Annotated in this window: 27 protein-coding genes; all 27 read right to left on the bottom strand. The window is 49.1% G+C overall.

The annotated features are described in order from the left end of the window. Positions 1–41: 41 nt before the first annotated feature. The 27 genes from PHR44_04805 to PHR44_04675 all read right to left on the bottom strand — a co-directional run bounded on the left by PHR44_04805 (position 42) and on the right by PHR44_04675 (position 25,826). A complete protein-coding gene (locus PHR44_04805; protein ID MDD4909984.1) occupies positions 42–1,283 on the bottom strand; it encodes a type II secretion system F family protein in 1,242 nt (413 codons plus the stop codon). A gap of 3 nt (positions 1,284–1,286) precedes the next feature. Further along, the gene (locus tag PHR44_04800; GenBank protein MDD4909983.1) at positions 1,287–2,999 is read right to left on the bottom strand and encodes an ATPase, T2SS/T4P/T4SS family; all 1,713 of its coding nucleotides are present in this window, start codon (positions 2,997–2,999) and stop codon (positions 1,287–1,289) included. Positions 3,000–3,101: 102 nt separating this feature from the next. Beyond that, entirely contained in the window at positions 3,102–4,709 is a 1,608-nt protein-coding gene (locus tag PHR44_04795) for a secretin N-terminal domain-containing protein (GenBank protein ID MDD4909982.1), read from the bottom strand. Further along, positions 4,706–5,152, bottom strand: a complete 447-nt coding sequence (locus tag PHR44_04790; GenBank protein ID MDD4909981.1) for a hypothetical protein — start codon at positions 5,150–5,152, stop codon at positions 4,706–4,708. The genes PHR44_04795 and PHR44_04790 overlap by 4 nt, the downstream gene beginning before the upstream one ends. A gap of 1 nt (position 5,153) precedes the next feature. Beyond that, positions 5,154–5,708: a type 4a pilus biogenesis protein PilO gene (pilO, locus tag PHR44_04785; GenBank protein ID MDD4909980.1), complete on the bottom strand. Its 555-nt coding sequence runs from the start codon at positions 5,706–5,708 to the stop codon at positions 5,154–5,156. Continuing rightward, a complete protein-coding gene (gene pilM / locus PHR44_04780; protein ID MDD4909979.1) occupies positions 5,709–7,244 on the bottom strand; it encodes a pilus assembly protein PilM in 1,536 nt (511 codons plus the stop codon). Between the two features lie 32 nt (positions 7,245–7,276). Then, positions 7,277–7,456: a helix-turn-helix domain-containing protein gene (locus PHR44_04775; protein MDD4909978.1), complete on the bottom strand. Its 180-nt coding sequence runs from the start codon at positions 7,454–7,456 to the stop codon at positions 7,277–7,279. A 167-nt stretch (positions 7,457–7,623) separates the two neighbouring features. Then, positions 7,624–7,965: a hypothetical protein gene (locus PHR44_04770; protein ID MDD4909977.1), complete on the bottom strand. Its 342-nt coding sequence runs from the start codon at positions 7,963–7,965 to the stop codon at positions 7,624–7,626. 9 nt (positions 7,966–7,974) lie between these two features. Beyond that, positions 7,975–8,175, bottom strand: coding sequence for a winged helix-turn-helix domain-containing protein (locus PHR44_04765; GenBank protein MDD4909976.1), 201 nt, complete (start codon positions 8,173–8,175; stop codon positions 7,975–7,977). A gap of 67 nt (positions 8,176–8,242) precedes the next feature. Continuing rightward, positions 8,243–8,464 (bottom strand): hypothetical protein, encoded by a 222-nt coding sequence (locus PHR44_04760; protein MDD4909975.1) that lies wholly within the window; start codon positions 8,462–8,464, stop codon positions 8,243–8,245. After that, positions 8,461–9,087: a hypothetical protein gene (locus PHR44_04755; GenBank protein ID MDD4909974.1), complete on the bottom strand. Its 627-nt coding sequence runs from the start codon at positions 9,085–9,087 to the stop codon at positions 8,461–8,463. The genes PHR44_04760 and PHR44_04755 overlap by 4 nt, the downstream gene beginning before the upstream one ends. Position 9,088: 1 nt before the next feature. Further along, positions 9,089–9,490, bottom strand: coding sequence for a biopolymer transporter ExbD (locus PHR44_04750; GenBank protein MDD4909973.1), 402 nt, complete (start codon positions 9,488–9,490; stop codon positions 9,089–9,091). Positions 9,491–9,494: 4 nt separating this feature from the next. Beyond that, the gene (locus tag PHR44_04745) at positions 9,495–10,166 is read right to left on the bottom strand and encodes a MotA/TolQ/ExbB proton channel family protein (protein MDD4909972.1); all 672 of its coding nucleotides are present in this window, start codon (positions 10,164–10,166) and stop codon (positions 9,495–9,497) included. After that, a complete protein-coding gene (locus PHR44_04740) occupies positions 10,163–12,619 on the bottom strand; it encodes a tetratricopeptide repeat protein (protein MDD4909971.1) in 2,457 nt (818 codons plus the stop codon). Before PHR44_04740 ends, PHR44_04745 begins: the two co-directional genes overlap by 4 nt. Before the next feature lie 64 nt (positions 12,620–12,683). Beyond that, positions 12,684–15,467: an excinuclease ABC subunit UvrA gene (gene uvrA, locus PHR44_04735; GenBank protein MDD4909970.1), complete on the bottom strand. Its 2,784-nt coding sequence runs from the start codon at positions 15,465–15,467 to the stop codon at positions 12,684–12,686. A gap of 74 nt (positions 15,468–15,541) precedes the next feature. Beyond that, on the bottom strand, positions 15,542–15,787 hold the full coding sequence (locus PHR44_04730) for a hypothetical protein (GenBank protein ID MDD4909969.1): 246 nt from the start codon (positions 15,785–15,787) through the stop codon (positions 15,542–15,544). A 26-nt stretch (positions 15,788–15,813) separates the two neighbouring features. Continuing rightward, positions 15,814–16,632: an aspartate dehydrogenase gene (locus PHR44_04725; GenBank protein ID MDD4909968.1), complete on the bottom strand. Its 819-nt coding sequence runs from the start codon at positions 16,630–16,632 to the stop codon at positions 15,814–15,816. Continuing rightward, positions 16,629–17,474 carry a pantoate--beta-alanine ligase gene (panC, locus tag PHR44_04720; protein ID MDD4909967.1) on the bottom strand — a complete coding sequence of 282 codons (846 nt, stop codon included), beginning with the start codon at positions 17,472–17,474 and terminating at the stop codon, positions 16,629–16,631. The genes PHR44_04725 and panC overlap by 4 nt, the downstream gene beginning before the upstream one ends. Further along, complete coding sequence (folK, locus tag PHR44_04715) at positions 17,471–17,884, bottom strand: 2-amino-4-hydroxy-6-hydroxymethyldihydropteridine diphosphokinase (protein ID MDD4909966.1); 414 nt, start codon at positions 17,882–17,884, stop codon at positions 17,471–17,473. Before folK ends, panC begins: the two co-directional genes overlap by 4 nt. Position 17,885: 1 nt before the next feature. After that, positions 17,886–19,043 (bottom strand): LL-diaminopimelate aminotransferase, encoded by a 1,158-nt coding sequence (locus PHR44_04710; GenBank protein ID MDD4909965.1) that lies wholly within the window; start codon positions 19,041–19,043, stop codon positions 17,886–17,888. A 1-nt stretch (position 19,044) separates the two neighbouring features. Then, complete coding sequence (gene dapB, locus PHR44_04705) at positions 19,045–19,755, bottom strand: 4-hydroxy-tetrahydrodipicolinate reductase (GenBank protein MDD4909964.1); 711 nt, start codon at positions 19,753–19,755, stop codon at positions 19,045–19,047. A 19-nt stretch (positions 19,756–19,774) separates the two neighbouring features. Then, positions 19,775–20,653 (bottom strand): 4-hydroxy-tetrahydrodipicolinate synthase, encoded by an 879-nt coding sequence (dapA, locus tag PHR44_04700; protein MDD4909963.1) that lies wholly within the window; start codon positions 20,651–20,653, stop codon positions 19,775–19,777. Beyond that, entirely contained in the window at positions 20,646–21,449 is an 804-nt protein-coding gene (gene dapF / locus PHR44_04695) for a diaminopimelate epimerase (protein MDD4909962.1), read from the bottom strand. The genes dapA and dapF overlap by 8 nt, the downstream gene beginning before the upstream one ends. Positions 21,450–21,451: 2 nt before the next feature. After that, positions 21,452–22,729, bottom strand: a complete 1,278-nt coding sequence (gene lysA / locus PHR44_04690) for a diaminopimelate decarboxylase (protein MDD4909961.1) — start codon at positions 22,727–22,729, stop codon at positions 21,452–21,454. A 40-nt stretch (positions 22,730–22,769) separates the two neighbouring features. Continuing rightward, entirely contained in the window at positions 22,770–24,128 is a 1,359-nt protein-coding gene (argH, locus tag PHR44_04685; protein MDD4909960.1) for an argininosuccinate lyase, read from the bottom strand. Next, a complete protein-coding gene (locus PHR44_04680; protein MDD4909959.1) occupies positions 24,125–25,300 on the bottom strand; it encodes an argininosuccinate synthase in 1,176 nt (391 codons plus the stop codon). The genes argH and PHR44_04680 overlap by 4 nt, the downstream gene beginning before the upstream one ends. 37 nt (positions 25,301–25,337) lie before the next feature. Continuing rightward, a complete protein-coding gene (locus tag PHR44_04675; protein MDD4909958.1) occupies positions 25,338–25,826 on the bottom strand; it encodes a hypothetical protein in 489 nt (162 codons plus the stop codon). Positions 25,827–25,828: the final 2 nt, after the last annotated feature.

The following is a 25,828-nucleotide window of genomic DNA, read 5'->3' as shown; positions in this document are numbered from 1 at the left end:
TATAATAATATAGCGGTATCGGATTTGTCAACAAGTTTTAACTACCCCGCGATCTTGGTTATCTGGAATATGGGCAAAAACATCGCCACTACCATGGTCCCGATGATAAAAGCCATAAATATCAGCATGATCGGCTCAAATGCCGCGGTGAGCCGGGTTATCAGCGTTTCTATGACCTCGGCGTAGTAATCGGATATCCTTTTGAACATCTGTGGCAGTTCGCCGATCTCCTCGCCTACCGCCACCATTTGCACAACCATCGGAGGAAACAGGCCGCTTGCCTCAAGCGGGCCGCTCAAGCTTTTACCGCCCCTGACGCTCTCTTTTACCACCCTCAGCGTCTCTTCAAGGACCTTGTTGCCGATACTCCTTTCGGTAATTTCCAAAGAGTATAATATGGGCACGCCGCTTTGCACCAGCGTTGACATGGTAGAGGCAAATCTCTCAAGCGCGATTATCTTTACCACATTGCCCACAATGGGGACCCTGAGCATGAATATATCAAACTTTCTTCTGCCAACCGGAGTGTTTATATACTGCCTGAGAATAAAGAGAAGCGCGAAGGCAACGATCGCAGCGGGGAATAGCCCCTTTTTCATAAGTTCGGTCATATCCATCAACATCTTAGTCAAGGCGGGCAACTCCATATTAAAACCGGAAAATATCTCGGCGAACGTGGGTATGATCTTCAGCATAAATATGGCGATAGCTCCACAAGCAGTAACGAACAGGATCGCCGGATAGATCATCGCGGAGATTATCTTTGACTTCAAGGACGCCTTTTGCTCAAGATAGCCGGCAAGCCGCTCAAGAACGGCCCCTAAATTCCCGCTTGCCTCGCCTGTTTCGATCAGATTTACCCAAAGCTCGGAAAAGACCCTTTTGTGCTTCCCCAACGACTCATGCAGGCTTAAGCCGCCTTCCATATCGGATATTACGCGCGCCACTACCGCCTCAAGCCCTCTGCTTTCGGTCTGTCTAGTGATTATCTCTAAACTCTTTAATATGCTCACGCCGGCGTTAAGCAGTGTTGCCAGCTGCCTGGCAAAAAGCACGAGATCGGCGCTGTTAATGCGGCTATGCTTGCGGCCTTTGGATCTGGCGGGTATTTTTGATAACCCCGCGCCGGCAGACGGAGCGCCTTGCGCCTCTTCCGCTATACTGGAGACAACATAACCCTTTGCCTGAAGCATTGCCACAAGGTCATCTTTGTTAGACGCCTCTTGCCGGCCCTTTACCTTATTGCCGCTCTTATCCCTTGCCTCATAATTAAATTGCGCCATACCCTATATCCCCAAAGTCACGCTTAATACCTCTTCCAAGCTGGTTATGCCCTGTTCCACCTTACGCAAACCGGATTCATAAAGGGTCTGCATCCCCTCAGATCTCGCTACTTCTCTTATCTTCTGAAAAGTGGCGCCCTGTGAGACAAGCTCTTTTATCGCGTCGGTTATAGGCATTACTTCAGCTATTAACGTCCTGCCTTTATACCCCATCTGGCCGCATTCGGAACAGCCCTTTGCCTTATAGATCAATCCGCTGTTAAGCTTTATGCCGCCCAATTCCTTTTCCGACGGCTCATACGCCTCCTTACAACCAGGGCATAATGTCCGTATAAGCCGCTGGGCTATCACGACCAAAAGGGACGGCGTGAGCAGATACGGCTCTATGCCGATATCCATAAGCCGACCTATCGCGGAAGGCGCGTCGTTGGTATGCAGCGTGCTTAAAACCAGGTGGCCTGTGAGCGCGGAGCGCACGCAGATCTCGGCTGTCTCAAGGTCCCTGACCTCGCCTACCAGCATAATGTCGGGGTCCTGCCTTAAAAAACTTCTAAGAGCCGAAGCAAAAGTCAGCCCTATTTCCGGCTTTACCTGTATCTGGTTTACGCCGTCTAATCTATATTCCACAGGATCCTCTACGGTCATTATATTCTTGGTAGGCGCCTTGATCTCCTGGAGCACAGCGTATAGCGTAGTTGACTTTCCGCTTCCGGTAGGGCCGGTTAAAAAAACCAGGCCATAAGGCGAATTTATTGCCTTGCGCATAAACTGCAGTTGATTCTGGTCAAAACCCATCTTATTCAGATCAAGCACGATCCTGCTTCTATCCAGTATCCTCAGAACCACCTTTTCTCCGTATATGGTAGGTATGGTTGAGATCCTCAGGTCTATGTTCCTGTCTTCCAATCTGACCATAAACGTCCCGTCCTGCGGCAGGCGCTTTTCAGCTATATCAAGTTTTGCCAGTATCTTTATTCTTGAGATGATCGGCAGGTGCATCTGTTTTGCCGGCGGCGGTATCTCATACAACTTCCCGTCAACCCTGTATCGTAAAGAAACCTTGTCCCTGAACGGCTCTATATGTATGTCTGAAGCGCGCTCATCTATCGCCTGCCTGATTATCAGGTCAACCAGCTTTACCACCGGCGCCTCTTCCGCCTTGGCGATGATCTTATCCATGCTCAGCGACTCTTCGTCGCCAACTGCCTCGGCGGTAAAATCAGTCATGACGCCGTACGACTTCTGCACAGCTTCCTTTAAAAGGTCTGCCCTGCCGTAGAACTCTTCTATGGCCTTTGATATGTCGGTCTTTGAGGCAACTACCGTATTTATTTCGCATCCGGTGATCTTGCGCAGGTTATCAATAAGCATCAGATCAAGGGGGTCAAAAACCGCGCAGGTAAGCGAATCAGCATCCTTTGAAAGAGGCAAAACAGTATTTCTCAAGGCAAAGTCCTTGGATATAAGCGTTTCAAGGCCCTGGCCGTCTTTGGGTTTGAGGGAACCGGACGCGAAGGTGATATATGGCATATTTAACTGCTTTGCCAAAGCCGCGACCATACTATCCTCTTTAACAATGCCTGTCTTGATCAGAACTTCTCCTATGCGGCCGCCTTCCCGTTTTTGTATAAGCATTGCCTGATCAAGCTGGTCCTGAGTGATCAGCCCCTGGCTGATCAGGATTTCCCCTAATTTTAGATATTTTGATTTTATCATCTTATAAAAATGTCATTGCGAGAACCCGCGGGGGACGAAACAATCCATAAAAGCGGGATTGCTTCGCTCACTTCGTTCGCTCGCAATGACATAGCAAACAACTCAGTACCTGAAAACGCTTTTATCGGCTACATTGCCGGATTGCTCGCGCGTTCCCGCCCCTCTGCCTTCCCGTTTCTCAAGCAGATTCAGCGTTTCATTGATAGCGGAATCGGCTTCTGTTTTGCGCGCGTCATCCTGTTCCCTCTCGGGCAAAGAGAAGGTTTCAACCGGCTCAAACTTCGCCACCTCTACCTTATCCTTGACGATATGAGGAGTTATAAATACGATCAGTTCCCTGTCCAGGTCCTTGGTTTTACTTTTATGCCTGAACATGGCTCCCAACAACGGCAGATCCCCAAAAAAGGGCCATTTGGTAATGACTTGATTGAAATTGGTCTTGATAAGGCCACCCACCACTATGGTCTCTCCATCCTTTATCTTAAGCGTTGACTTAGACGTCCTGACTTCGGGATCTCTGAAACTGGAGCTCAAATTGCTGGTTGCCGCCTCTGTGACCGTTGGCTGAACAAACATCGTTATGTAACCTTCGCCGTTCACTTGAGGCGTAACCCTGAGAGATATCCCTGTCTGTGTTCTTTCTGCCTGGGTACTTGTCTGCGCGCCGGAGCCTTCTCCGGAGCTAGTAGTAATCGTCCCTATGGCTTCATCAGTGGATATCTTTATCTCGGCCGTCTCATTGCTTAAAGTAGAGATCCTTGGCCGCGCCAGGAACTTTGTATCTGTCTGCGTCCTGAGAAAGTCAAGGAGCATGGAAAAAGTCGTGCTGCCGAAATTCATGCTCCCGGCCGTAGGGCCTGTTTTAGTTACAGGCGTCTCGCTGTTTCCGTAAAGCTGCTTGATGGGGAACGCCGTCCCTCTTGAACCTCCGGTAAATACCATCTTTAACACCGGATTAGTTTCATCAAATTTAACGCCTAATTTATCCACTGTGTTCTTACTGACATCGAGCATCTCCACTTCTATCATCACCTGCTCTGTAGGCACATCCAGCTTCTTGATCATCTCCTCAATTATCGCCATCCTTGAGGGGATATCGGTAACAATGAGGCTGTTGGTGCGCGTGTCTTCCGTAACCTTTCCCACTTCAGAAAGCAGGTTCTCTACTGACTTGGTTATACCCTCATCCGCCTTATCTTCCTCATCGCCGCCGCCGCTGCCGCTGCTGCTGCTTTCTTCTTCCTGCTGCGGTTCAAGAAGGGTATCGATCTCTGACTGCAGCCTGGACTGCGAAACCCTGGCGTGCTTGAGATAAAACACCTGAGTTAGCGTCTGTAAGGCCGGCTTGCCCCAATCCTTAACGATAATGATATTGCTCCCCGGCTCTTGATCGTATTCAAGGTTATTGGCCTGGAAAAGCTTATCCAGCGCGTCTTCCAACGGCACCTTATCAAGATACAAGGTAACCACCCTGTCCCTGACCGCCTCTGAAGCGATAAAATTGATCCCCGACTGGATGGATAAGGCCTTAAGCACGTCCTTAAGGCTCGTGTCCTTGAAGTCCATCGAAACCATCACGTCGGGAGTAGGAGATTCCAGAAAAAGATCTCCTGCCGGCGGGATCGCTGATGCCGCGTGCACATACGAAATAATAAGTATGCTCAACCCTGCCGTTAAAAAAGACGCTGCCAAGAAAACATATTTCTTCATTTTTCCCCCCCTTGTTTTTTAAGCGACTCTGCCTCCAGGACCCTCGCTGGAGAAGGAAGCAGGAAGACCTGGCCCTTATATAATAACGTGAGCCCTTCCCTGTCTATTGACTTGATCTCTGCCTCGTTTATTTTATCTCCGACAGTAAAAACGCCGTTATCTATGATGGCCTGGGGTATCCTGCCTTCCCATATAACCCCCTGCAATTTCATTGCCGGTAATTGGACAGCGGCTTCTGCCTGTCCCCGGATCGCCCCCACCTGCTCTTCCGCGTCTCTTTTTACAGGCAAAAAATCCTTAAATGGATCCCTGGAGCTCTGCGGAGCGTAACTTATCTGCGGGATCAGCGAACTCGCATCTTCCGCGTAGGAAAATACCGCGAATAAAGATGTTAATAATAAAACGGTGGTAATAAATCTAATATTACAGATATCTTTTTTCATTTTATTCCACATATAGCATGGTTAACTGCATAGTGGCCGTGATAACGCGTTCTTCCGGTTGTTTGTCCGGCTTACCGCTCCATCTTGACTGCTGCGCCAAAGAAAGCTTCTCTATCCTGAAGAATGACCCTGATCTTTCCAGGCGGTTCACAAACCTCCCTATGGAATGGTATTTTGCCTCAAGAGAAATACTGAAGCCCTCCCTGGTAAACGCCTTCTCTTTAGCGATCTCCAACGGCTGGATAGAACTCACCTTGACCTCCTCCTGCCTGGCAATACCGGAGATCTCATTTATGATGTCTACCTGCTCTCTCCTGGAGAAAAACTGCTGATACGGCCCCGCCTCCTGTTCGATCTTGACCAGGCCGCCTAACAGATCCACCTTTTTGTTTTCTTCCGACTGCGCCTCTTTGGCGCGTTCTACTTTTTGCGTCTGGAAAGAATAAAACTTCGTTGAAACGAATAATATTATCAGCGCCATTACTATATAAGCAAGTATGTCCTGCCTTGCCAGAAGCAGCTTGAGCTGCTCATTAACATTTATCTTTTTATCCATCTATTTACCTCCCGAAGCGCAGCTTACCTCAAAAGACGTAACTTCGGTATCCTGCAGTTCAGTCCGCGTTATGGAACGAATGGATATATCCTTATACTCCTGCGAGAACTCGGCATCTGTCTTAAGCCTGGTAACAAAACTGTTTATCGAATCCAATTCGCTCTTTTCTTCTCCCAGGTAACAATGGCCGGAAACGATCAGTCCTCCCGGACTATAGCTATATGTAAGCTGTGACAGCCAGGCGCCCTCCCCTAAATAATCCGCGATCTTGCTTAATTTTGTGGTAAGATACCGCCTTTGCTTGAACATCCCCTTTAATTCAGCGAGTTTGGATTCCCATTTCTGTTTCTCCGAAGCAAGCGTTACGGCCGGTAGTCCGGGATCCACTATCTTCACGCCGGGTTGTTTTTGTTGAATTGAGGCGATATCGCTGCGCAACACACTTAACTTCTGATTGGTATAAAAATAAATACCGGCTATTGCCAGTAAAAAGGCGAAAAAACCCCTTAAAATGATATCCCTGGAGACCGGGACCGTCTTTATCTCAAGCGCCAGGGCAGACGCCTCCACATCAGAGGCAGCCAGCTGCTTCCTGAAGAGGTCTATACTGTATTCAAATTTTATCGTATCGCGTAAGGACGCGCCGCTTGCCTTGACGATATCAATAGAATACGGCAGGTCGGATTTAATCAATTCCGTGGTATCTATAAATGAGGATTTCAGCCCCAAGTCCATTGACAACCCTTCAACGACGGCCTTGTTTTCCGGCCGCGAAAGGAAAAATACCCTGTCTATGGCGATGTTGGGAAAGAGCCGGCGGAAATAATCAAGTGATATGCGTATTTCATTTGACAACTGCGCGGCATAGCCCTCCTGGCCTGACTGTCCGCCTTCTTCCTGAAGCGGCAGCTTTAATTCTCTGCTGAACTCGGGAAACCCGCTCTTAAGGAAAGTGATATTACCTTCTTCTCCGGTAACGCCTAAATCAACAATGGCGACGTTCTGTTTATTGTTTACTATATCTTTTTTAGGCCTGAGCAGGCGTAAAACGCTGAAGAACCCCGGCTCTATGCTTAATATCCTGAAACCGCTCTGCGTAGATATAGACACATATTTTTCCAGCGTATCTTTTTTTATGCCTATAAATACGCAATCCAATTTCTTCGCCTCTTTGTTCAGGCGCGCCTGAAAATCAAACACCAGGTCTTCAACTTTAAAGGGGATGAATTTCTTGACCTCAAAGCTTATTGAGGAAGGGAGCTCCCTTTTGGGCATGGGAGGCAAACTGAAGAAACGTATAATCAGATCCTCTGAAGGAATGGATAATACGGCTTCTTTGGTCTCAAGCCGGCTTGCGCGGATCTCCTCCTGCAGCGCCGCTATTATCCTTACGTCTTCCGGCGCCTTTCCATCCGTTTCTGTTGATTTTAATCCGGAAGATGGGACCTGCAGGTAATTAATTATATCCTTACCCTGTGATTCCGCGATAGTAATACTGCTCTTACCGAAAAATACACCTATTTTTTTCTTTGGCATACCCGACCCTTTTGTTATGCCGCCTTAAACCGCTAATCAGCTTGTTGATGCCGGCTCTTAAGCCAGTTGTCTACCTCTTTCCTGTCAAACCTCCAAACGCCTCCTACCTTGATCCCGGAAATCTTCTTCTGGTGCAGCCAATTATATATGGTCTGACGCCTGAGTCTAAGATAGTCGGCCAATTCATCTATATCCATTAATCTTGCCATCATTCTTTCCTTACTTGTTATATTGTAGGTTTAATTACATCATAATAGATTTACTTTGTCAAGTGTTTTTTTATAAAATATTACTTGGCATACTTTGAGTAACTATCTTACTCTAAAGTTACCTGGTTTATAATAGACTTACTTAGATTTGGGGTAATTCGGGAGAAAACTTAAGAAGAGTAGCTGACTGTTATAACGATCTTTCTGGAACTGACATTGCCACCGGCATCATCTTCAATCTCTAACTCCATTCCAGGGGGTAATGCGGATCCGTCAGGTAATGTCACTGACTTGGTATAATCGGCAGGGTTGCCCAAGCGCCTCTGGTTGTGCGCCCAGTGTAAGGCCGACATACCTATGTGGTATGCCTTGATCTTATTGGACTGGTAAATGCCCAATCTGGCCTGGTTGCTCATAATGCTAAGCGCGGTAGCGGCAAGAATACTTACTATAATTATAATGCCTAATACTGTTACCAATACCACGCCGTTATTATTTTTAGCGGGCAGCATGATCAGGGATTATCTCCTCAGGCTCACCTTGTAATCATCGCCTTCTTTTTCCAATATAACGTGCCCTTCTCTGGCGAGCCAGCCCAAACTCATTAATATGTTGTCGCGCGGCTTATCAATACCCCTGACAAGATCATTAAGCCGCACCTCTCCGTGATCATCAAGATAATGCCAGATCTCCCCAGCGACTATGCCGATCTCAGTTATCATATCTTCCCCCTTTTGTATTTCATTTTAGTAACCTTTTGGCGGTTGTCAATATTTATTTATCCGCCTTTTATCTCGTATTGTAGCAACCGCATCTGGGACAAAGGCTGTATTGTTCGTCCTTAGTATTAATATAGGTATAAGTACAGATAGAGCAAAACCATATAAATTTGGGGTCAAGAAAGAGTTTCTTCTCGCTGCCTTCTTTCAAGAAAAACCAACAGAGGAATATAGGTATAAGCAGCGCCAACAGATAAAATGCCACCCCCAGATCAAAGTCTATATGTATCATTGCTCCTGCGCGCTATGCGCCAGGTCTATCTTTACGGTCTGCCACAGGTTCCTGGGCAGCTGTTCCCGGCGCAGAAACAGCCAGTGGTTGATATGGCGCCACACAAGAAGGTCCGCGTCAAGGTTGCCCGATGAAACACGCCTCCTTACTTCCAGGGCGTCGCCCTTGGCAGAAAGAAAGAACTCCAGTTCTATATGCACAGACGCCCTGTCTTTGAAATACAGCAGGAAATGATACGGTATCCTGGGATGGAAAAAAAGCGCCTTCTGATAACCGCGCCTTTCCTTAAAGAACTCGTCCGTATCAACCGGGTTTAACGCGCTTTCAAGCCGGGGAAGATAAGAAGGCGGTTGTATACGCGGCTTATCACCCAGGACAGCCAACAGGTTGTTTTCCATGATAGAGTCAAGCGCGGGCAATCTATGGCTCGATAATCTTCTCCCCTGCGGGGATGAAACCGCGGCTTTCGGTTCAGGGGAATAACGGGAAAGGATGGAACCCAGGAATACGACCGGTTCCTGCTTCGCGAAATACGCCTTCTTAAAGGATGTATCAAAAATAAGGGGGCAGAGGCCATGCCAGAGAAGAGAAATAAATAACCCCAGCCTCAAAGTGCCGGACATGTTACTCCTGATTGGTAGCTATATTGACCTGGCTTATGCCTGACTCCCTGCACATATCCCAGACCTCAACTACCCGCCCTAATGAGGCGCGCCTGTCGGACTTTATGAGTATTGCCTTGCCTTTTTTCACGAACCGATTCAACAGGTCCTTGAGTTCATTTAAAGAGATGACCTTCTCGTTAATATAAATAACATTTTCTGAAGATACTGTGATCACCAGGTTCTCTTCTTCTATGACCTGGCTGGTTACGGCCTTCGGCAGGTTTACCTTTATGCCCGGCTGCATCACGAATGAAGACGTAAGCATAAAGAATATCAATAATTGAAAGACCACGTCAATAAGCGGGGCGATGTCTATTTGTTTTAACCCATGCTCCAATTCCATATGCCGTCTGAATTTCATGGCCTTACTCCGACAAGAAATTAACCAATTCCGTTGCCGACTTTTCCATCTCCAGTATGAAACTGTTGACGCGGTTAACCAGATAGTTATAAGCCACGTAAACCGGTATTGCCACTATCAGGCCGGCGACTGTGGTTATAAGCGCTTCCCATATGCCCCCTGCCAGGTCTCCGGGGCTGACAGGGTGAAAAGAGGCGGCCTTAAGCTGCACGGTCTGAAAACACCTTACCATTCCGGTCACCGTGCCTAAAAGCCCGAGCAGCGGAGAAATGTGGGCAAGGGTTGCCAGGACAGACAGGTTCTTCTCCAGTTTAGGCACCTCATACAACGAGGCGTCTTCAATCGCCTCTTTTATCTTTTCCCGCGGCTGATCATATTTAAGCACGCCCGCCTTGATTATATTCGGGATGGGCCCCGGCTGGAGCTTGATGACCTTCAACGCGAGAAGGATCCTCGCGGACAGCCCCTTGCCTTCCGGGGCCTTATCGCACTCCTCCAGCGCTTCTTTTATCTGATGGCGCTTTATCTTCTGCATTACGCCCGAAAGAAACTCCCTGCTGTCCATCTTTATGAAGCTGAGATGCACGATCTTTTCTATGACTATAGCCATCGCGAATACCGAACATAGCAGTATCGGCCACATTACCGGCCCGCCCCTTAAGAATACCTGTATCATTTTATGACCTCCTCTATCTTTTCTTTGGCGAATTTTGCTTCAGGGACATCCTCATCGGCGACCTTCTCGTAAATGGCCCTGGCCTTCACGTATTCTCCCTTATTTTCAAAGATCCGCGCGGCCCTGAGCATTGCCTTGACCACTACCGGTTCTCCCTGAGAGTAAAGGTAGCTTATCTTTAAATACTCCTCCAACGCCCCTGTCAAGTCGCCTGTTTCCTCCAAGCAGCCTGCCAGCTCAAACTGAAGGCCCGCGCCCTGATTCAAAGGGACCTTACCTATGGCCTGTTTAAACAGATCTATCGCCTTATCAAGGTCGCCGCTTTTTTTATGGGCCTGGGCCATTATCGGCAGTATTACCGCCGCCAGGTTTTCGTGCTCTGCCAGCGTCTGCCCGCATATCTCCAAGGACTCCTTTATCCTTCCCGTATTCAAATATATGTCCGCGATGGCTAAAGACGCCTCGGCTTTAAGCTCATGGTTATCAAACTCGCCGACCTTCTTAAAATTATCTATGGCCCTGCCCGGTTCTCCCTCCTCTTCATAAGAACAGGCAATGGCATAATAAGAATCGGCGACCAGAGGGCTGTTGGGATAATCATCTATGAGCGTCTTGAAATACCTCCTGGCAAGCTCAAGCTCTCTACGCCTGTAATAATATTCTCCCAGCCACCAGATCGCTTCCGGGGCAAGCGATGAAGCCGGATATTTGGACCTCAACACAAGGAACTTACTGACCGCCTCCTTCTCCTTGCCCATCCGATAAAGGCAGTCGGCTATTTCGTATTCCGCCTTCTGGATCAAGCCGGTATCGCTGTTGAATTGGCGTATTATATTATTAAACACGGCTATCGCCTCTTCATATTTGCCCATATTATAAAGAGAGGTCGCCTCCATATACATCGCCTGCGAAAGAAGGCGGCTGTCCTTGAACCGAGAAGGAAAATCCCTGAACTGTTCCACGCTGCCGGTATAATCCCCTTTTTGAAAATAGGACAGCCCCAAAGAATAGGCCGCCTCCGGGACCAGCTTTGAACCGGGAAACTTCTTTATAAGATTCAGGAAGGCGGTCTCCGCCGAACCATACTTTAACATCTTCAACAAAGACACGCCCAATTGATACTGCGCGTAATCGGCATAGGGGCTTTCCGCGTATTCTTCCAGGACCTTATCATAGGATTCGGCCGCCTTCTGATACCGGCCTGAATCAAGATAGGTATCGGCTACCTGGCAGAGCGCGGCCACCTTGACCATCTTATCCCCGGACCCCTGCACTACCTTCTGGAACTCGCTGATGGCATTTTTAAACTCGCCGTCTTTCAGGTATGCCCAGGCAAGGCCGTAATGCAGGCGGTCTATGGACTTGTATTCCAATTCCTCGTCGGACAATCTGCGCAGGGCGTCCTGAAAGACCGAAATGGCCGCCTTAAAATCACCCGTGTTGTAAAGGGCGTCCGCCTTGCCGAAGTAACCCTCCATGATCAACTGGGGTGACTGCGCGTTGGAAACCAGCCACTCGTAGGCATCGATGGCCTCCCGGTGCTTGCTGAGCTCTGAAAATAATGTCGCCTCTAAAAGCTTGGCGCTTTCCTGTTCTTTTTTACTCAACGCCCCCATATTGATCTGGCTAAGATATCTGAACGCGGAGTCATAGTCCCTGGATTTCAACGCCGACCATCCCAGGCCCATCCGCGCTACGGACTCTATATATCTGTCATTGGAGAGCTTTAACACGTCAAGGTACCTTTCCTTTGCCGCGTTGTAATCCTCTAAATAATACTCCGCCTCTGCCAGATAAAAATGGGCGTATGCCGCCTTTATGCCCTGGTCCTTATAACTGTTAAGATGGCCGGCAAGGTAATCCTTAAGCCCCTGATAGTCCCTCAGGTTATAAAGGCATTGCGCCGCCTTAAACGAGGCGTCCGTGGAAAGCTGCTTTTCGGGAAACTTGGCGATCATCTCCAGAAAAACATCCCTGGCCTCAAGGAATTTCTCCTCTTCAAACAGGCACCAGCCAAGGGAATAATACGCGTCAGACAGGTAGGAGGAACGGGGAAACCGGCTGATGATCGCCTGATAATTGGACGCGGCCTGCCTGTAGTCAGCGCCCTTGAAATGGACCTCGGCGATCCAATAGGTAACCGCGTCGCGTATCTTCTCCGCGTCACTGTTCTTAAGCAGGTCTTCCAATAACGAAAGCGCCTCTATGTACTGTCCTTGATAAAAATAACACTGGGCTATGTGCAGCCGCACGGAAGGGACTTTGCCGCTCTCAGGAAATGTCCTTAAAAATCTCAGGAATATATTCAAGGCCACATCATAGAAGCCGTCTTCCAGCGCCTTCTTGCCGATGAATACCATCTCCCCTTCCTTTTCATCAGAGGCATAAATGGATTGAAGTATGGCAATATTGCAGCAGAATAGCAACAATATACTTAATATGATGTTTCTCATCAGGTTTTGTATTTTGAGTTTGTTTAGAGTTTAATGTTTAGGGTTTAGGGTTTGCTTTAGGATATTATAACATTCTTTTTAAATACCTGCCAGTATAAGATTTTTCTACCTTTATCAGCTCTTCGGGAGAGCACGCGGCAACAACCTCGCCACCCCTGTCGCCGCCCTCCGGGCCCAGATCGATCACGTAGTCGCAGCACTTTATGACCTCAAGGTTATGCTCAACCACGACCACTGTATTGCCTTTGTCCACAAGCCGCTGCAGCACCGAAAGCAATTTATCAACATCGGCAAAATGCAGGCCGCTGGTCGGCTCATCCAATAGATAGAACGTCCTGCCGGTATCGCGTTTACTCAGCTCAGCGGCAAGCTTTACTCTCTGCGCTTCGCCTCCGGATAAGGTAGTGGCGGGCTGGCCCAGCTGTATATAGCCTAGACCCACATCATTAAGCGTTCTCAGGATGTTCGCTATGGAAGGTATGCTTTCAAATAATACAAGCGCCTCTTCCACGGGGCAGTCAAGCACCTCTGAAATTGACTTCCCTTTGAATTTCACCTCCATGGTCTGTTCGTTGAACCTGCTGCCTTTGCAGACGTCGCACTTTATATACACGTCGGGAAGAAAGTGCATCTCTATCTTCTTTATGCCGTCTCCCGTACAGGCCTCGCACCTGCCGCCTTTTACGTTAAAACTAAAACGTCCCGGCTTATACCCTCTCAGGCGCGCCTGAGGAAGCCGGGAATAGATATCCCTTATATGCCCGAATACACCGGCATAAGTAGCGGGGCAGGAACGGGGAGTGCGGCCTATGGGCGACTGGTCAATAACAATGACCTTATCTATGTTGTCTGTGCCGTTGATCCTCTTATGGCTTCCGGGCTTCAAGCGGGAGTCATAGATCTTCTGCGCCAAAGCCCTGTAGAGTATATCGTCAATAAGCGTGGATTTTCCCGAGCCGGAAACTCCGGTAACGCAGGTAAATACCCCCAAAGGGAATTTTACGTCTATATCCTTCAAATTATGCTCGCCGGCGCCTTTTATCTCTATGAATTTTTTCTCCCGCCATCCGCGCTTCTTATCAGGCAGGGCTATTTTCAGTTCAGAATTAAGATACCCGGCAGTAAGAGACCTCTTGCTCTTCAGCAGATCAGGCAGCCCTCCGCTGAAGATCACCTCGCCTCCGAAACGGCCCGCTCCCGGCCCGAGGTCGATCACGTGATCCGCGCTGCGGATCGTCTGTTCATCATGCTCTACCACAATGATCGTATTGCCCAGGTCGCGAAGCGACTTTAATGTGCTGAGGAGTTTTCTGTTGTCCTTTTGATGCAGCCCTATGCTGGGTTCATCCAGTATATACAGCACCCCCGCCAGTTTGGAGCCCACTTGAGTTGCCAGGCGTATCCTCTGCGCCTCGCCGCCGGAAAGCGTGCCGCTCTGCCTGTCCAGCGTAAGGTAATCAAGCCCCACGTCAATGCAAAATTGCAATCTGGCGGAGATCTCCTTGACTATCTGGCGGGCGATCGCCTTCTCGTTCTCGCTTAATTTAAGGGACTCAAAAAACTCCTTTGCCTGGCCGATGGTCATGCGCACCACATCGTATATTGACTTGCCGTTGAGCTTGACAAACAAGCTCTCTTTTTTAAGCCGCGCTCCGTTACATTCTGAACAGGGCAGGACAGACATAAAGCGCGATATCTGCTGCTTCAGATAGTCGCTGTCTGTCTGGTTAAACAGACGCTCAAGATGAGGTATGATCCCCTCAAACCTCTTTCCCCACACCTCCGCGTCGCCTCCGTAGAGTATTACGCGCTGCGTCTTTTTATCCAACCGGTTAAAAGGCGTGTCTAAACTAAAGCCCAATTCTCCCGCCAGTTCCCTTATCAGCGCCCTGTAATAAAGGATATACCCCCTGCCGCCGCGCTTCCAGGGCTCGATCGCGCCTTCGTTGATTGATTTGCTTTTATCGGGTATGACAAAATCAAGGTCAAACTCAAGCTTCGTCCCCAAACCGTTACAGGCAGGGCAGGCGCCAAAGGGCGAATTAAAAGAGAAGATGCGCGGCTCAACTTCAGGATAGCTTATACCGCATTGAGGGCAGGCATACTCTTCGCTGAAAACCATTTCTTCGGCATTATCCAGCCTTCTGGCTATTACAACGCCCTTACCTGTTTTCAAGGCCGTTTCAACAGAGTCGCCCAGGCGGCCCTTTATGGTGTCATTTATGACAAGCCGGTCTACCACGACTTCTATGTTGTGGCTGCGTTTCTTGTCCAGGGCTATCTTCCCGGAGAGTTCAAAGAACTTTCCGTCTACGCGCACCCTGGCAAAACCCGACTTCTTTATATCGTCAAGCAATTTCCTATGCTCGCCCTTTCTGCCGCGCACAAGGGCGGACAGGATCTCTATACGGCTCCCCGAAGGCAGCCGCAGCAGCCTGTTAACGATCTCCTGCGAGCTCTGGCGGGAGATCTCCCTGCCGCATTGATAACAGAATATTTTGCCTACGCGGGCAAAGGCAAGCCGCAAATAATCGTATATCTCGGTCTGGGTCCCTACTATAGAACGCGGGTTGCCCGAACCCGACCTTTGCTCTATGGCAATGGCCGGAGAAAGCCCTTCAATATATTCCACGTCCGGCTTCTGCATCTGCTCCAGAAACTGCCGGGCATAGCTGGATAAACTCTCAACATAGCGCCTCTGGCCCTCCGCGTATATGGTATCAAAGGCAAGGCTTGATTTGCCTGAACCGGACAGGCCGGTAATTACAACCAGTTTATCGCGGGGGATATCCAGGTCTATGTTCTTAAGGTTGTGCTCCTTCGCCCCTTTAATGATTATCTTGTCCATAGCAGTTACATTCTACCAAAAAAATAAGCCCCTGTAAATCTTACGGGATAAACAGGGGCCTATTTTTAGAAAAACTATCTCTTCTTTTTCCGCTTTCTGCCGCCTCTGACCATCTTGGCGCAAGAGACATCGCCTTTCTTGTCAATGAAATACAGGTAGCCCGCTTTCCTCTCTATGCCGCACTTTTCCACCTTTTGCGGTGAACCGCCTTTTGACTTGCCTCTTGCCATCTTGGCGCAAGAGACATCGCCTTTCTTGTCAACATAATAGAGGTAGCCCTTTTTCCTTTTGATGCCTAATTTGACGACTTTCGTTGCCATTAACTATCACCTCCTTCCGTTATGAATTATGTTCCTATCCTGACGTTGCCCAAAACATCGCGCAGCGCCTCTACCGCGGAGAGCACTGCCATAAAGCTCGTCTTGGGGTTATCCGGATGCGTTATGTTCTCAGTGCGAACAAATATCTTTCCCGCCGCTCCGTCTATCTCTATCTCGTGTATATTGTTCTCCAGCGCCGGTGAGGCCACTATCCTCACCCGGGTATTTTCCGCGCCTATGCCGGCTAAACTCAAAGTAGCGGCAACGTTTATATTGCGGGGAAAATGCCTCACTGCCTCCTTCGCGCTGCCTTCAAATATTACCTTATCCTCGCTAAGCCCGTCCAGCGTTATATTGTTCTCGCGCACATACGGCACATCCTTAAAGGTGCCGGCGTATTTGCGCGTGGTCAACCTCACGCTCTTTATGCCGGCTAAACGCTGCGCCTTGATCCCGTCTATGCCGCATACAGCGCCGCTGGGGATATAGACACGGCAATTATTCCTGTCCGCCAGAGCCAGAAGTTCATCGTAGCAGCCCAGCAACCCGCCCACGCTCATGACCATGATGTCCTTTTTCAGATTAAGGGCATCGCGCGCTATGCCCGCCGAGGCGGACGCGGACGCTGCCTCCACAATCAGGTCAACGCGCCTTATGAGGTGCGCCGCCGACTTCTCTATGATGGCCTTACCGCCAAGTTCAGACGCCAGCCGTTCTGCCTTTGAAGTATCAGTATCGTATATGGAAACGAGCACGGCGCGCCCGGAAAGATCCCTGACGATCACCTTCGCGAGATAACTGCCTATCGCCCCGCATCCGATTATACCTATTCTTAAACGCTTCATGCTTTAATGGCCATATTATCTATCAGGCGCGTCCGGCCTATACGCACAGCCAAAACAGCCAGGGCCCTGCCCTTTATCACCCTCATTTCGTTTAAGTCGTCCGGATGGACTATATCTATATAATCTATCCTGGCCCCGCCTATTCCCGATATGAGCCGCCTCATCGCCGATATTATGACCTTTGCTTCGCGCTCTCCCGACGCCGCCATTTCCTTAGCCAGCTTCAATGACTTACATAATATAGCCGCCTCCCGCCTCTGGCGGCTGTTAAGATAAATATTCCTTGAGCTCATAGCCAGCCCGTCCGGCTCCCTTACTATCGGCATTACCTCTATCTTAACGGGAATATTCAGGTCGCGGGCCATCCTGCGGATGATCACCGCCTGCTGCGCGTCCTTTTGTCCGAAATAAGCAACGTCCGGCATTACGATATTAAATAATTTTGCCACTATCGTTGTAACGCCCCTGAAGTGGCCGGGCCTGGATTTACCGCAGAGGACACCGCTTATTTTTTCAACTTCAACGTATGTCCTGTATCCGCGGGGATAAATCTCCTTTACCCGCGGGCAAAATACCGCGTCCACCCCCGCCCTTCTTGCCAGGCCCAGATCGCCCTTAAGATCTCTGGGGTATCTTTTCAGATCCTCCCCCCTGACAAACTGCGCCGGGTTAACGAATATACTGACCAGGGAAACGCCGTTCTCTTCGCGCGACCTGCTGATGAGAGAAAGATGGCCTTTATGCAGGGCGCCCATAGTCGGCACAAGGCCTATCGTCTTACCCCTGGCCCTGGCCATCAGGCAATATTGCCGCATAGATGCTATGCTGCGTATCAATCTCATATCTTTATCTTCGGCGCGATCTCTTTTAGCGGCATCAATACAAAATCCCGTTCAAGCATTCTCGGATGCGGTATCTTCAGCCCTCTCCGGCTTATTTTCTCATTGCCGTAAAGTAAAATATCCAGGTCTATGATGCGCGGCCCAAAACGCGCTGTTTTCCTGCGGCCCATTTCGCGCTCTATGGACTTAAGCGCCTTCAATAAATCCTGCGGCTTAAGTCGCGCGCGTATCTTAACACAGGCATTCAGGAATTTACCCTGAGGAGGGCCTCCTTGCGGCTCTGTTTCATAAATGCTTGATCGCTTCAACGCGCTTATGCCGTCTACGCGGTTCATCCTTCTGATCGATCCTTTAATATTCTTTTCTCTGTCGCCCAGATTGGAGCCGATACCGATGTAGCAGATAGCCATTTCATATCTTCCTCAATCTACCAATCGCCTCCCTGATCCTCTCCACAGGCACGGTCAACGCGAGGCGCACGTATCCCTCTCCATATTTACCGAAACCAACTCCCGGCGTGGCTATGATATCCGCCTTTTCCAATAATAAAGCGGAAAACTTTATAGAGTCCATCCGCTCAGGTATATCAAGCCACACATAAAAAGTTGCCCGGGGAGGCGTAACCTTCCATCCCAGCGAGCTTAATCCGGATATCAGCGTATCCCGCCTCTCCTGATAAAGCCCGTTCATATGTTCAATATGCTCCTGGGGGCCGGTAAGCGCGCCGGCCGCGGCTAACTGTATTGCCGAGAATATGCCCGAATCAATGTTTGATTTGACCTTTGCCAGCGCCGCTATTGCCTGCGCGTTTCCGCATGCCCAGCCCGCGCGCCAGCCGGTCATATTATAGGTCTTGGACAAAGAATGGAATTCTATGGTGAGCTGTTTTGCGCCATCAACCTCCAGCAGGCTGCACGGCTTATATCCTTCATAAGCAATCTCTGAATAAGCAAGGTCTGAGACAATTATAAGATTGTTTTTAGCGGCGAACTTGACTAAATTCCTGTAGAAATCTTTCTCCGCGCAGGCAGAAGTGGGATTGTTGGGATAGTTTACGTAAATCAGCTTAGCCCTTTTCAGGACACCTGAAGGTATTTTTTTGAGGTCCGGGAGGAAGGCGTTTGATCCGCGTAGAGGCAAAAGATGGGGCTTGCCGCCCGCGAATATAGTGCCGCCTTTATAAGGGGGATAACAGGGATCGGGGATGAGCGAATAGTCGCCCGTATTTAAAAATGCCAAAGGCAGGTGGGCAATGCCTTCTTTTGAACCGATCAAAGGCAGGACTTCCTTTTCGGGGTCAATGCCGACGTTAAACCTTTTCTGATACCATTCAGCGATCGCCCGGCGCAACAGAGGCATACCCTGGTCTAAGGCATAACGATGATTAAGGGGATCGCCTGCCGCCCGGCAGAGTTTGTCTATAATATGCCCGGGGGTGGGCTGATCAGGGTCGCCGATGCCAAAGTCAATTATATCCCTGCCCTCTTTTACGGCCTTCCGTTTTGCCTCGTCGATCTTAAGGAACAAATACGGAGGAAGCAGCTTAAGTTTCCGGGAAATCGCAGGCATATTACCCTAATACCTCTTTCATAGTGTAGAGCCCGGCAGGACGGGAAACTACCCATTTTGCCGCCTTTAGCGCGCCTTTGGCGAACAGGTCGCGTGAATGCGCCCTGTGCGTGAGCTCTATGCGCTCGCTGTTGCCGCAGAAAATTATTGTGTGGTCTCCCACTATATCGCCTAACCGCACCGCGTGGACCGGTATGTTCTTGCCCGACGCGTCCGCCAGCAGTTGGGCAAACCGTTTTGCCGTTCCGCTCGGCGCGTCCTTCTTTTTGTTGTGGTGCGCCTCCACTATCTCTATATCGTAGTCCTTTCCCAGCTTTCCGGCTAAATTCGCCGCCTCTTCAAATAGAATATTCACCCCTATTGAAAAATTAGGCGAATATACGATGGGGATCTTTTTTGAGGCGCCCTCAAGCTCCTTCTGCTCTTTGGCGCCAAGGCCGGTCGTGCCCAGCACCAGGGGCTTGCCATATTGCAGCGCGGCCTTCAGTGTCCCGGGAAAGGCGTCGGCAAGGCTGAAATCTATGACGACATCGCACATAAATATATTGTCGGTGCCGCTGGATATCTTCACGCCTTCAACGTCCTTGCCGGAGGCGGAGTGGCCCCTCTTTTCAATACCGCAAATGACGTTAAACTCCTTATCATCGTTCGCTAAGGCAATGATGCGCCTGCCCATCCTGCCCCCAGCGCCGACTACCGCTAATTTTATCATCGTTTGATCCCTCTCTGATTTATTTGATCAGCCCGTATTCCTTCATTACAATCTTTAATCTCTTGAAATTGCCTTCAGACATCGGGCACATCGGCAGCCGCAGTGTCGGCTCGCACAATTTCATCAAGCCCATGGCCGTCTTGACCGGGATGGGATTGGTTTCCATGAACATCGCTTTGACCAAAGGCAATAACCTGTAATGCAGCTGCCTGGCCTTTTTGATATTGCCTTTTTCAAAACTGCCTACCATTTCCGCCGTATCGCGGGGGACAACATTCGCCACCACGGAAATGATCCCTGTCCCGCCGATGCTCAATACCGGCAGCGTAAGCCCGTCGTCCCCGGAGATCAGGTCAAACTTTTCGCCGCATAACAGTTTTACGCGCGCCATCTGCTCCAGGTTCCCCGATGCCTCTTTTACTCCGACGATATTCTTGCACTCCCTGGACAATCCGTAGATCGTCTCCGGCTCTATGTTAACCCCTGTGCGCGAGGCAATATTATAAAGTATGATGGGTATGTCAACAGAATCGGCTATCGCCTTAAAATGCTCAAACAGCCCCTTCTGCGTCGGCCTGTTATAATAAGGAGAGACCTGAAGAGAGCCGTCCGCGCCCGCGTCGGCGGCATGCCTGGTCAGCGCTATCGCCTCATCCGTGGAATTAGAACCGGTCCCGGCGATGACCGGCACGCGTTTGTTGACAAGCTTTACGGTCAGCTCAATCACTAAACTATGCTCCGCGGGAGAAAGCGTCGCGGATTCGCCCGTTGTGCCGCAAGGCACTATACCTGAAGTGCCGTTCTTGATCTGAAATTCTATTAAGTTCTTAAGAGCCGCCTCATCAACCTTGCCGTTCTTAAACGGCGTGACCAACGCCACAATAGAGCCCCTAAACATAATACTCCCCTCCATAAACTACTCTGACAGCGCCCTCAAGCCAGACATCGCTGATACTGCCGCCTGTCTTATTAAAATAAACCTTTAATTCCTCTTTGCCTCTCGTCAATACGCTTATTTTTTTCCTGCCGTCGCTGCCTTGTAATTTTATGCTTGTGACTATCGCTGACGCGGCCGCCCCTGTTCCGCAGGCAAGTGTTTCATTTTCTACGCCGCGTTCATATGTCCTTATGTTTATCCTGTCTTTGGACGCGACTTCCACAAAATCGGCGTTAGCGCCGCCGGGGGAAAATCTGCCGTGATACCTGATCTGCCTGCCGATAGCGGGAACATCTATTTTATCAAGGCCCTCAACAAATACTACCGCGTGAGGCACTCCTGTATCTATGTAATTCACCTTTATGCCGCGCTGCCCTAATCGGATCGGTATATCCATTCTGAGGCGGCGCGGTTCGGTTAACCTTATTCTGACCATACTGCCGTTGACGCGGCCGCTCACTCTGCCGGCAGCGGTAGATATCGCTACATTGTTCTTCCCTGTCCTGGCCGCCCAATAAAGGCAGGCGCACCTTGCTCCGTTGCCGCACATCTCCGCTTCTGAACCGTCGGCGTTGAATACGCGCATTCTGACATCCGCTTTCCCGCCTTTGCTTAAAAGAAGCATGCCGTCCGCGCCTATGCCGGAAGTCCTATGGCACATTTTAACGGCTGACTTTCGCGGCTGCGGGATATTGCCCTCAACCACTACGAAGTCATTGCCCGCTGCCACCATCTTTGTGAACTTGATTGTCTTCATATTTATAACCCTGAGGCAAAAAGGAACTCAGGGACGTGTTCGCCCCTGATCAAATCGCTGTATGATTCCCTCTCCCTCACCAGATACATCTTCTTTCCCGCTACCATTACCTCCGCGCAGCGGCAGCGCGAATTGTAATTTGAAGACATGCTGAAACCGTAAGCCCCCGCGCCCATCACTGAAAGCAGGTCCCCCGGCAAAAGCTCCGGTAATCTTCTGTCCTTACCGAGAAAATCGCTGCTTTCGCAAATTGGCCCGACCACATCGGCAGCCTTAAGGCCCGCGGCAGGCATCCTGTTCTTTACTGCCGGCAATATATCGTGGTATGCCTCATAAAGAGCCGGCCTTATAAGGTCATTCATCCCCGCGTCAACTATGACAAACCTTTTGCGGGCCGTATCCTTGACATAAATAACGCGCGTAAGCAGCACTCCGGCGTTACCGACGATAAACCTGCCCGGCTCAAGTATGATATTCAAACCGGTTTTGTTTATCAGAGGCAGGACAGAGCGCGCGTATTCAGCGGCGGTCTGCGGCTCCTCGTTATTGTAGATGATACCCAGGCCTCCGCCGATATTAAGCCATTTAAGGCCGACGCCGGCGATCCTCAGATAATGTATCAGGCCTATCGTCTTCTTGATCGCCTCAATGAACGGCTTGCTGTCAATGATCTGAGAGCCGATATGCAGGTGGAGCCCGGCTATGTTTATATTTGGGAACTCGCGCGAGTTATTAGCGATCCACTTTACCGTTTCCTTATCAATGCCGAATTTATTTATTTTATTCGCTGTGGTTATGTATTTATGCGTGCGCGGCTTGACATCGGGGTTTAACCGCAGGGATATGTCAACACTCCTGCCCGCCTTTACGGCCATGCTGCTTATAAGTTTAAGCTCGGGTATTGACTCCACGTTGAACAAAAGGATGCCTTTGCGTATCGCCTCTTTGATTTCCTCCCCTGTCTTTCCCACGGAGGCGTAAACGATCTTTTTGGGGCTGCATCCTGTCTTTAGCGCCCTGAACATCTCGCCGCCGGAAACAATATCAACGCCTGCTCCGGCGTCCACTAAAGCGCGGGCAATGGCAAGATTGGAATTTGACTTTAATGAAAAGCAAATAAGCGGATTTACGCTGCGGAAGGCATCGCGCAGTTTTTTATAATGACCTATCAGCGTCTTATAGCTGTAGACAAAAAGCGGCGTGCCGTATTTTTCAGCCAGCTCCGACAACCTCACGCCTTCGCAATAAAGCTCTTTTCCTTTGTATTTGAAATCGTGCATGGCTTGCCAATTCCCCACACGTAAGTGTGGGGTGGATTGCTTATCGTTTAATCGACTTTTTAGATCTGACTGAAACCAATGGATCGAATAACTTTATTACTTCCCTCTTCACAAATTTATTGGAAAATTTTTTCAATAAAGGTTCCGGCATATCCTTTATCTGAATTGCATTATCTATTGAATACTTAACCAATTTTCCAACAATAGTATGTGCCTGCTTAAAAGGCATTTTTTTATCAACGAGGTAATATACTAGATCGGTAGCGTAAAGCGATTCGTCCTTAAGCTGCTTTTCAATCTTATCTTTGTTGAATTTTAAGGTCTTGATCAAGCCTGCCAAGACCTTTAACTCGCTGGAAACTATTTCAAAGGAATTGAATAGCGGCTCCTTATCTAATTGCATATCCCTGTTGTACGTCAATGGAAGCCCCTTCATCATTGTCAAAACACTTACTAAATTACCGTATAATCTTCCTGTATATCCCCTTATCAACTCTAACACGTCGGGATTCTTCTTCTGCGGCATAAGGGAACTGCCTGTGCAGAATGCCTCATCTATCTCAATAAAATCAAATTCCTTAGTTGACCAGATGATTAAGTCCTCAGCCAACCTTGAAAGATGCATCCCCAAAATAGACAGGGCGCTGATAATCTCGATCACAAAATCCCTGTCGCTTACTGAATCTAGCGAGTTTGCTGTAGCTTCTATATTGAATTCTTCGGCCCATCCCTTATGGCTCTTTAAGAAATCTAAAGCCGCTTTATTATAATTATCCGCCTTAATCGGTGTCCCTGCTAAAGCACCTGCGCCCAAGGTTATCTTCATATTTTTAGAAATGCCCTCTAATCTTTTAGAATCCCTCCTAAGCATGTCCTCATAAGCACAAAGATAATCCTTCAAATAAACAGGTTGGGCGTGTTGTAAGTGAGTAAAACCAGGCATAATGATTTCTTTGTTTTTAGCGACTAAACCATCTATTGCTATTACCAACTTTCTAATATTGTCTTCTAAACAAGGAATCACCTCTTCTTTACAATACAATTTAGTAGCGAATACCACCTGATCGTTTCTGGATCTGGCGGTATGGAGTTTAAAAACCAAATTCCCTACTTTTTTCTGTAATTCATTTTGGATATAGGTATGTATATCTTCGCTCTTGTTAATCGGTTTAAAATTTTTTGCATGGACTATATTGCGAATGGACTCAAGGGCCTCGTCTAATTTAGATGCTTCATTATATGTTAGATATTTACTTCTTTTCAATATCTCCACATGAGCCATCGAACCCAATAAATCATACTCAGCTATTTTATAATCGTATTGTATAGATTTAGTAAATTCCTCCACTAACGGGTCTGTCTTCTTACTAAATCTTCCTCCCCACAACTTCTTACTCATCTTTTACTCCTGTACGGCAGGCCCCAGAGCTTTATAAAACCCTCTGCCAATTTATGCTCAAACTTATCCTCTTCGCCGTAGGTCGCCAGCTCCTTATTGTATAAGGAATGCGGTGACTTTCTGCCTACGGCATCGCAGCTACCCTTAAAAAGCCGCAGCATCACGGCCCCCGTGACATTCTTCTGGGTCGTGCCGATAAACGCGTCAAGCCCGTCTTTCAGGCCGGAATACCATAGCCCATAATACACCAACTCCGCGTATTTCTGAGATACGCCCTGCTTAAAATGCGCCAACTCCCTGTCAAGCACAAGCGCCTCAAGCTCCTTATGGGCGGTATGCAGTACGGTAGCAGCCGGCGCCTCATAGATCTCGCGTGATTTGATGCCCACAAGCCTGTTCTCTACCAGGTCGCACCTTCCCACGCCGTGCCTGGCCCCTATCGCGTTAAGTTCATTTATGAGCGCGGGCGTCTTGTACTTTTTCCCGTCTATTTTTACCGGAACTCCTCTCTCAAAATATACCTCAATGTATCTGGGCACGCTGGGCGCCTTCTGAGGCGAGACCGTCATCTGATAGGCGTCTTCCGGAGGCATGGCATAGGCATCCTCAAGCACGCCCGCCTCTATGCTGATCCCCCAGATATTCTTATCTATACTGTACGGCTTCTTCTTTGTTACGTCTATGGGTATGCAGTGTTTCCTGGCATACTCTATTTCTTCATCCCGCGACTTGAACTCCCAATCCCTTAGCGGCGCGATGATCTTAAGAGACGGGTCAAGCATATTTACGCCAAGCTCGATCCTCACCTGATCATTCCCCTTGCCGGTGCATCCGTGCGAAACAAAGCCCGCCTTCTCTTTATGGGCGACCTCTACCAGATATTTGGCGATCAACGGCCTGCCCAACGCGGTAGCCAGCAGGTACTTGCCTTCATACACAGCCCCCGCCTTCAAAGAAGGAAGCACGAAATCAGAAACAAACTCCTCTACAAGGTTCTTTACATATACCTTTCTGGCGCCGGCTTTAAGGGCGCGCTCCTCAATAGCGGCAAAATCCTCGCCCTGGCCGAGGTCGGCGCTGAAACAGACAACATCAAACCCTTTCAAATTGAGCCACTTTATGGCGCAAGATGTATCAAGCCCGCCTGAATAAGCCAATACAACCTTCTTCATACTTTCGACTCCCCATTCCCCACACGTAAGTGCGGGGTTATTCCTTTATCAAAGATATATCTGCCAGAAACGCCGGATCAGCCCATAGAGACACCGGCTTCTTAACCCATGTGACTGACGGTTCGTTATTATCTACCCTTATATATACCCAGGCCGAAGGCGTATTCTGTTTCCTGTCATAGAATCCCGCCTCGTAAAAATGCTTATCCAGGTCTTCCTGCGTGATCGTGACGCTGGAATCCTTCGCGTCCTTGATGACTGTGTCGTTCTCATGCAGGAAACCGCCGGGGTTATAGTCATCTTTACGCCCGGAAAATCTATAAGTGCCTATCATGGTGGTAATATGCACTCCTTCCTTTTTAATGGCATCCGGCATCTGGCCGCCTTTAAAAGATAATTCGCCGGATAACGCGGGCGCCGCGCTGCTTCTTTTTTCCAGGTATTGCCACTCAGCGGCTTCCTCGCATACGCCTAAGCGCGCCGCCAGGAACAACCATACAAAAACAAGGAATATTGATCCTTTCATCT

It is taken from the genome of Candidatus Omnitrophota bacterium (assembly GCA_028707125.1).
In the GTDB taxonomy this organism is placed as follows: Bacteria; Omnitrophota; Gorgyraeia; order Gygaellales; family JAQTUX01; genus JAQTUX01.
Note: the sequence above shows the minus strand (reverse complement) of the source record. Positions and strands in the feature narration are given on the sequence as shown.

Bases quoted from the DNA above. Each gene is read 5' to 3' on its own strand.
- PHR44_04750 (MDD4909973.1), bottom strand. From the start codon at position 9,490: ATGAAATTCAGACGGCATATGGAATTGGAGCATGGGTTAAAACAAATA.
- PHR44_04710 (MDD4909965.1), bottom strand. From the start codon at position 19,043: ATGCCTGCGATTTCCCGGAAACTTAAGCTGCTTCCTCCGTATTTGTTC.
- pilO (MDD4909980.1), bottom strand. From the start codon at position 5,708: ATGGATAAAAAGATAAATGTTAATGAGCAGCTCAAGCTGCTTCTGGCA.
- panC (MDD4909967.1), bottom strand. From the start codon at position 17,474: ATGAGATTGATACGCAGCATAGCATCTATGCGGCAATATTGCCTGATG.
- PHR44_04765 (MDD4909976.1), bottom strand. From the start codon at position 8,175: ATGATAACTGAGATCGGCATAGTCGCTGGGGAGATCTGGCATTATCTT.
- PHR44_04805 (MDD4909984.1), bottom strand. From the start codon at position 1,283: ATGGCGCAATTTAATTATGAGGCAAGGGATAAGAGCGGCAATAAGGTA.
- uvrA (MDD4909970.1), bottom strand. From the start codon at position 15,467: ATGGACAAGATAATCATTAAAGGGGCGAAGGAGCACAACCTTAAGAAC.
- PHR44_04795 (MDD4909982.1), bottom strand. From the start codon at position 4,709: ATGAAGAAATATGTTTTCTTGGCAGCGTCTTTTTTAACGGCAGGGTTG.
- PHR44_04745 (MDD4909972.1), bottom strand. From the start codon at position 10,166: ATGATACAGGTATTCTTAAGGGGCGGGCCGGTAATGTGGCCGATACTG.
- PHR44_04730 (MDD4909969.1), bottom strand. From the start codon at position 15,787: ATGGCAACGAAAGTCGTCAAATTAGGCATCAAAAGGAAAAAGGGCTAC.
- PHR44_04760 (MDD4909975.1), bottom strand. From the start codon at position 8,464: ATGATACATATAGACTTTGATCTGGGGGTGGCATTTTATCTGTTGGCG.
- folK (MDD4909966.1), bottom strand. From the start codon at position 17,884: ATGGCTATCTGCTACATCGGTATCGGCTCCAATCTGGGCGACAGAGAA.
- PHR44_04725 (MDD4909968.1), bottom strand. From the start codon at position 16,632: ATGAAGCGTTTAAGAATAGGTATAATCGGATGCGGGGCGATAGGCAGT.
- pilM (MDD4909979.1), bottom strand. From the start codon at position 7,244: ATGCCAAAGAAAAAAATAGGTGTATTTTTCGGTAAGAGCAGTATTACT.
- PHR44_04775 (MDD4909978.1), bottom strand. From the start codon at position 7,456: ATGATGGCAAGATTAATGGATATAGATGAATTGGCCGACTATCTTAGA.
- PHR44_04675 (MDD4909958.1), bottom strand. From the start codon at position 25,826: ATGAAAGGATCAATATTCCTTGTTTTTGTATGGTTGTTCCTGGCGGCG.
- dapF (MDD4909962.1), bottom strand. From the start codon at position 21,449: ATGAAGACAATCAAGTTCACAAAGATGGTGGCAGCGGGCAATGACTTC.
- dapA (MDD4909963.1), bottom strand. From the start codon at position 20,653: ATGTTTAGGGGCTCTATTGTGGCGTTGGTCACGCCGTTTAAGAACGGC.
- lysA (MDD4909961.1), bottom strand. From the start codon at position 22,729: ATGCACGATTTCAAATACAAAGGAAAAGAGCTTTATTGCGAAGGCGTG.
- dapB (MDD4909964.1), bottom strand. From the start codon at position 19,755: ATGATAAAATTAGCGGTAGTCGGCGCTGGGGGCAGGATGGGCAGGCGC.
- argH (MDD4909960.1), bottom strand. From the start codon at position 24,128: ATGAGTAAGAAGTTGTGGGGAGGAAGATTTAGTAAGAAGACAGACCCG.
- PHR44_04755 (MDD4909974.1), bottom strand. From the start codon at position 9,087: ATGTCCGGCACTTTGAGGCTGGGGTTATTTATTTCTCTTCTCTGGCAT.
- PHR44_04680 (MDD4909959.1), bottom strand. From the start codon at position 25,300: ATGAAGAAGGTTGTATTGGCTTATTCAGGCGGGCTTGATACATCTTGC.
- PHR44_04790 (MDD4909981.1), bottom strand. From the start codon at position 5,152: ATGAAAAAAGATATCTGTAATATTAGATTTATTACCACCGTTTTATTA.
- PHR44_04740 (MDD4909971.1), bottom strand. From the start codon at position 12,619: ATGAGAAACATCATATTAAGTATATTGTTGCTATTCTGCTGCAATATT.
- PHR44_04770 (MDD4909977.1), bottom strand. From the start codon at position 7,965: ATGCTGCCCGCTAAAAATAATAACGGCGTGGTATTGGTAACAGTATTA.
- PHR44_04800 (MDD4909983.1), bottom strand. From the start codon at position 2,999: ATGATAAAATCAAAATATCTAAAATTAGGGGAAATCCTGATCAGCCAG.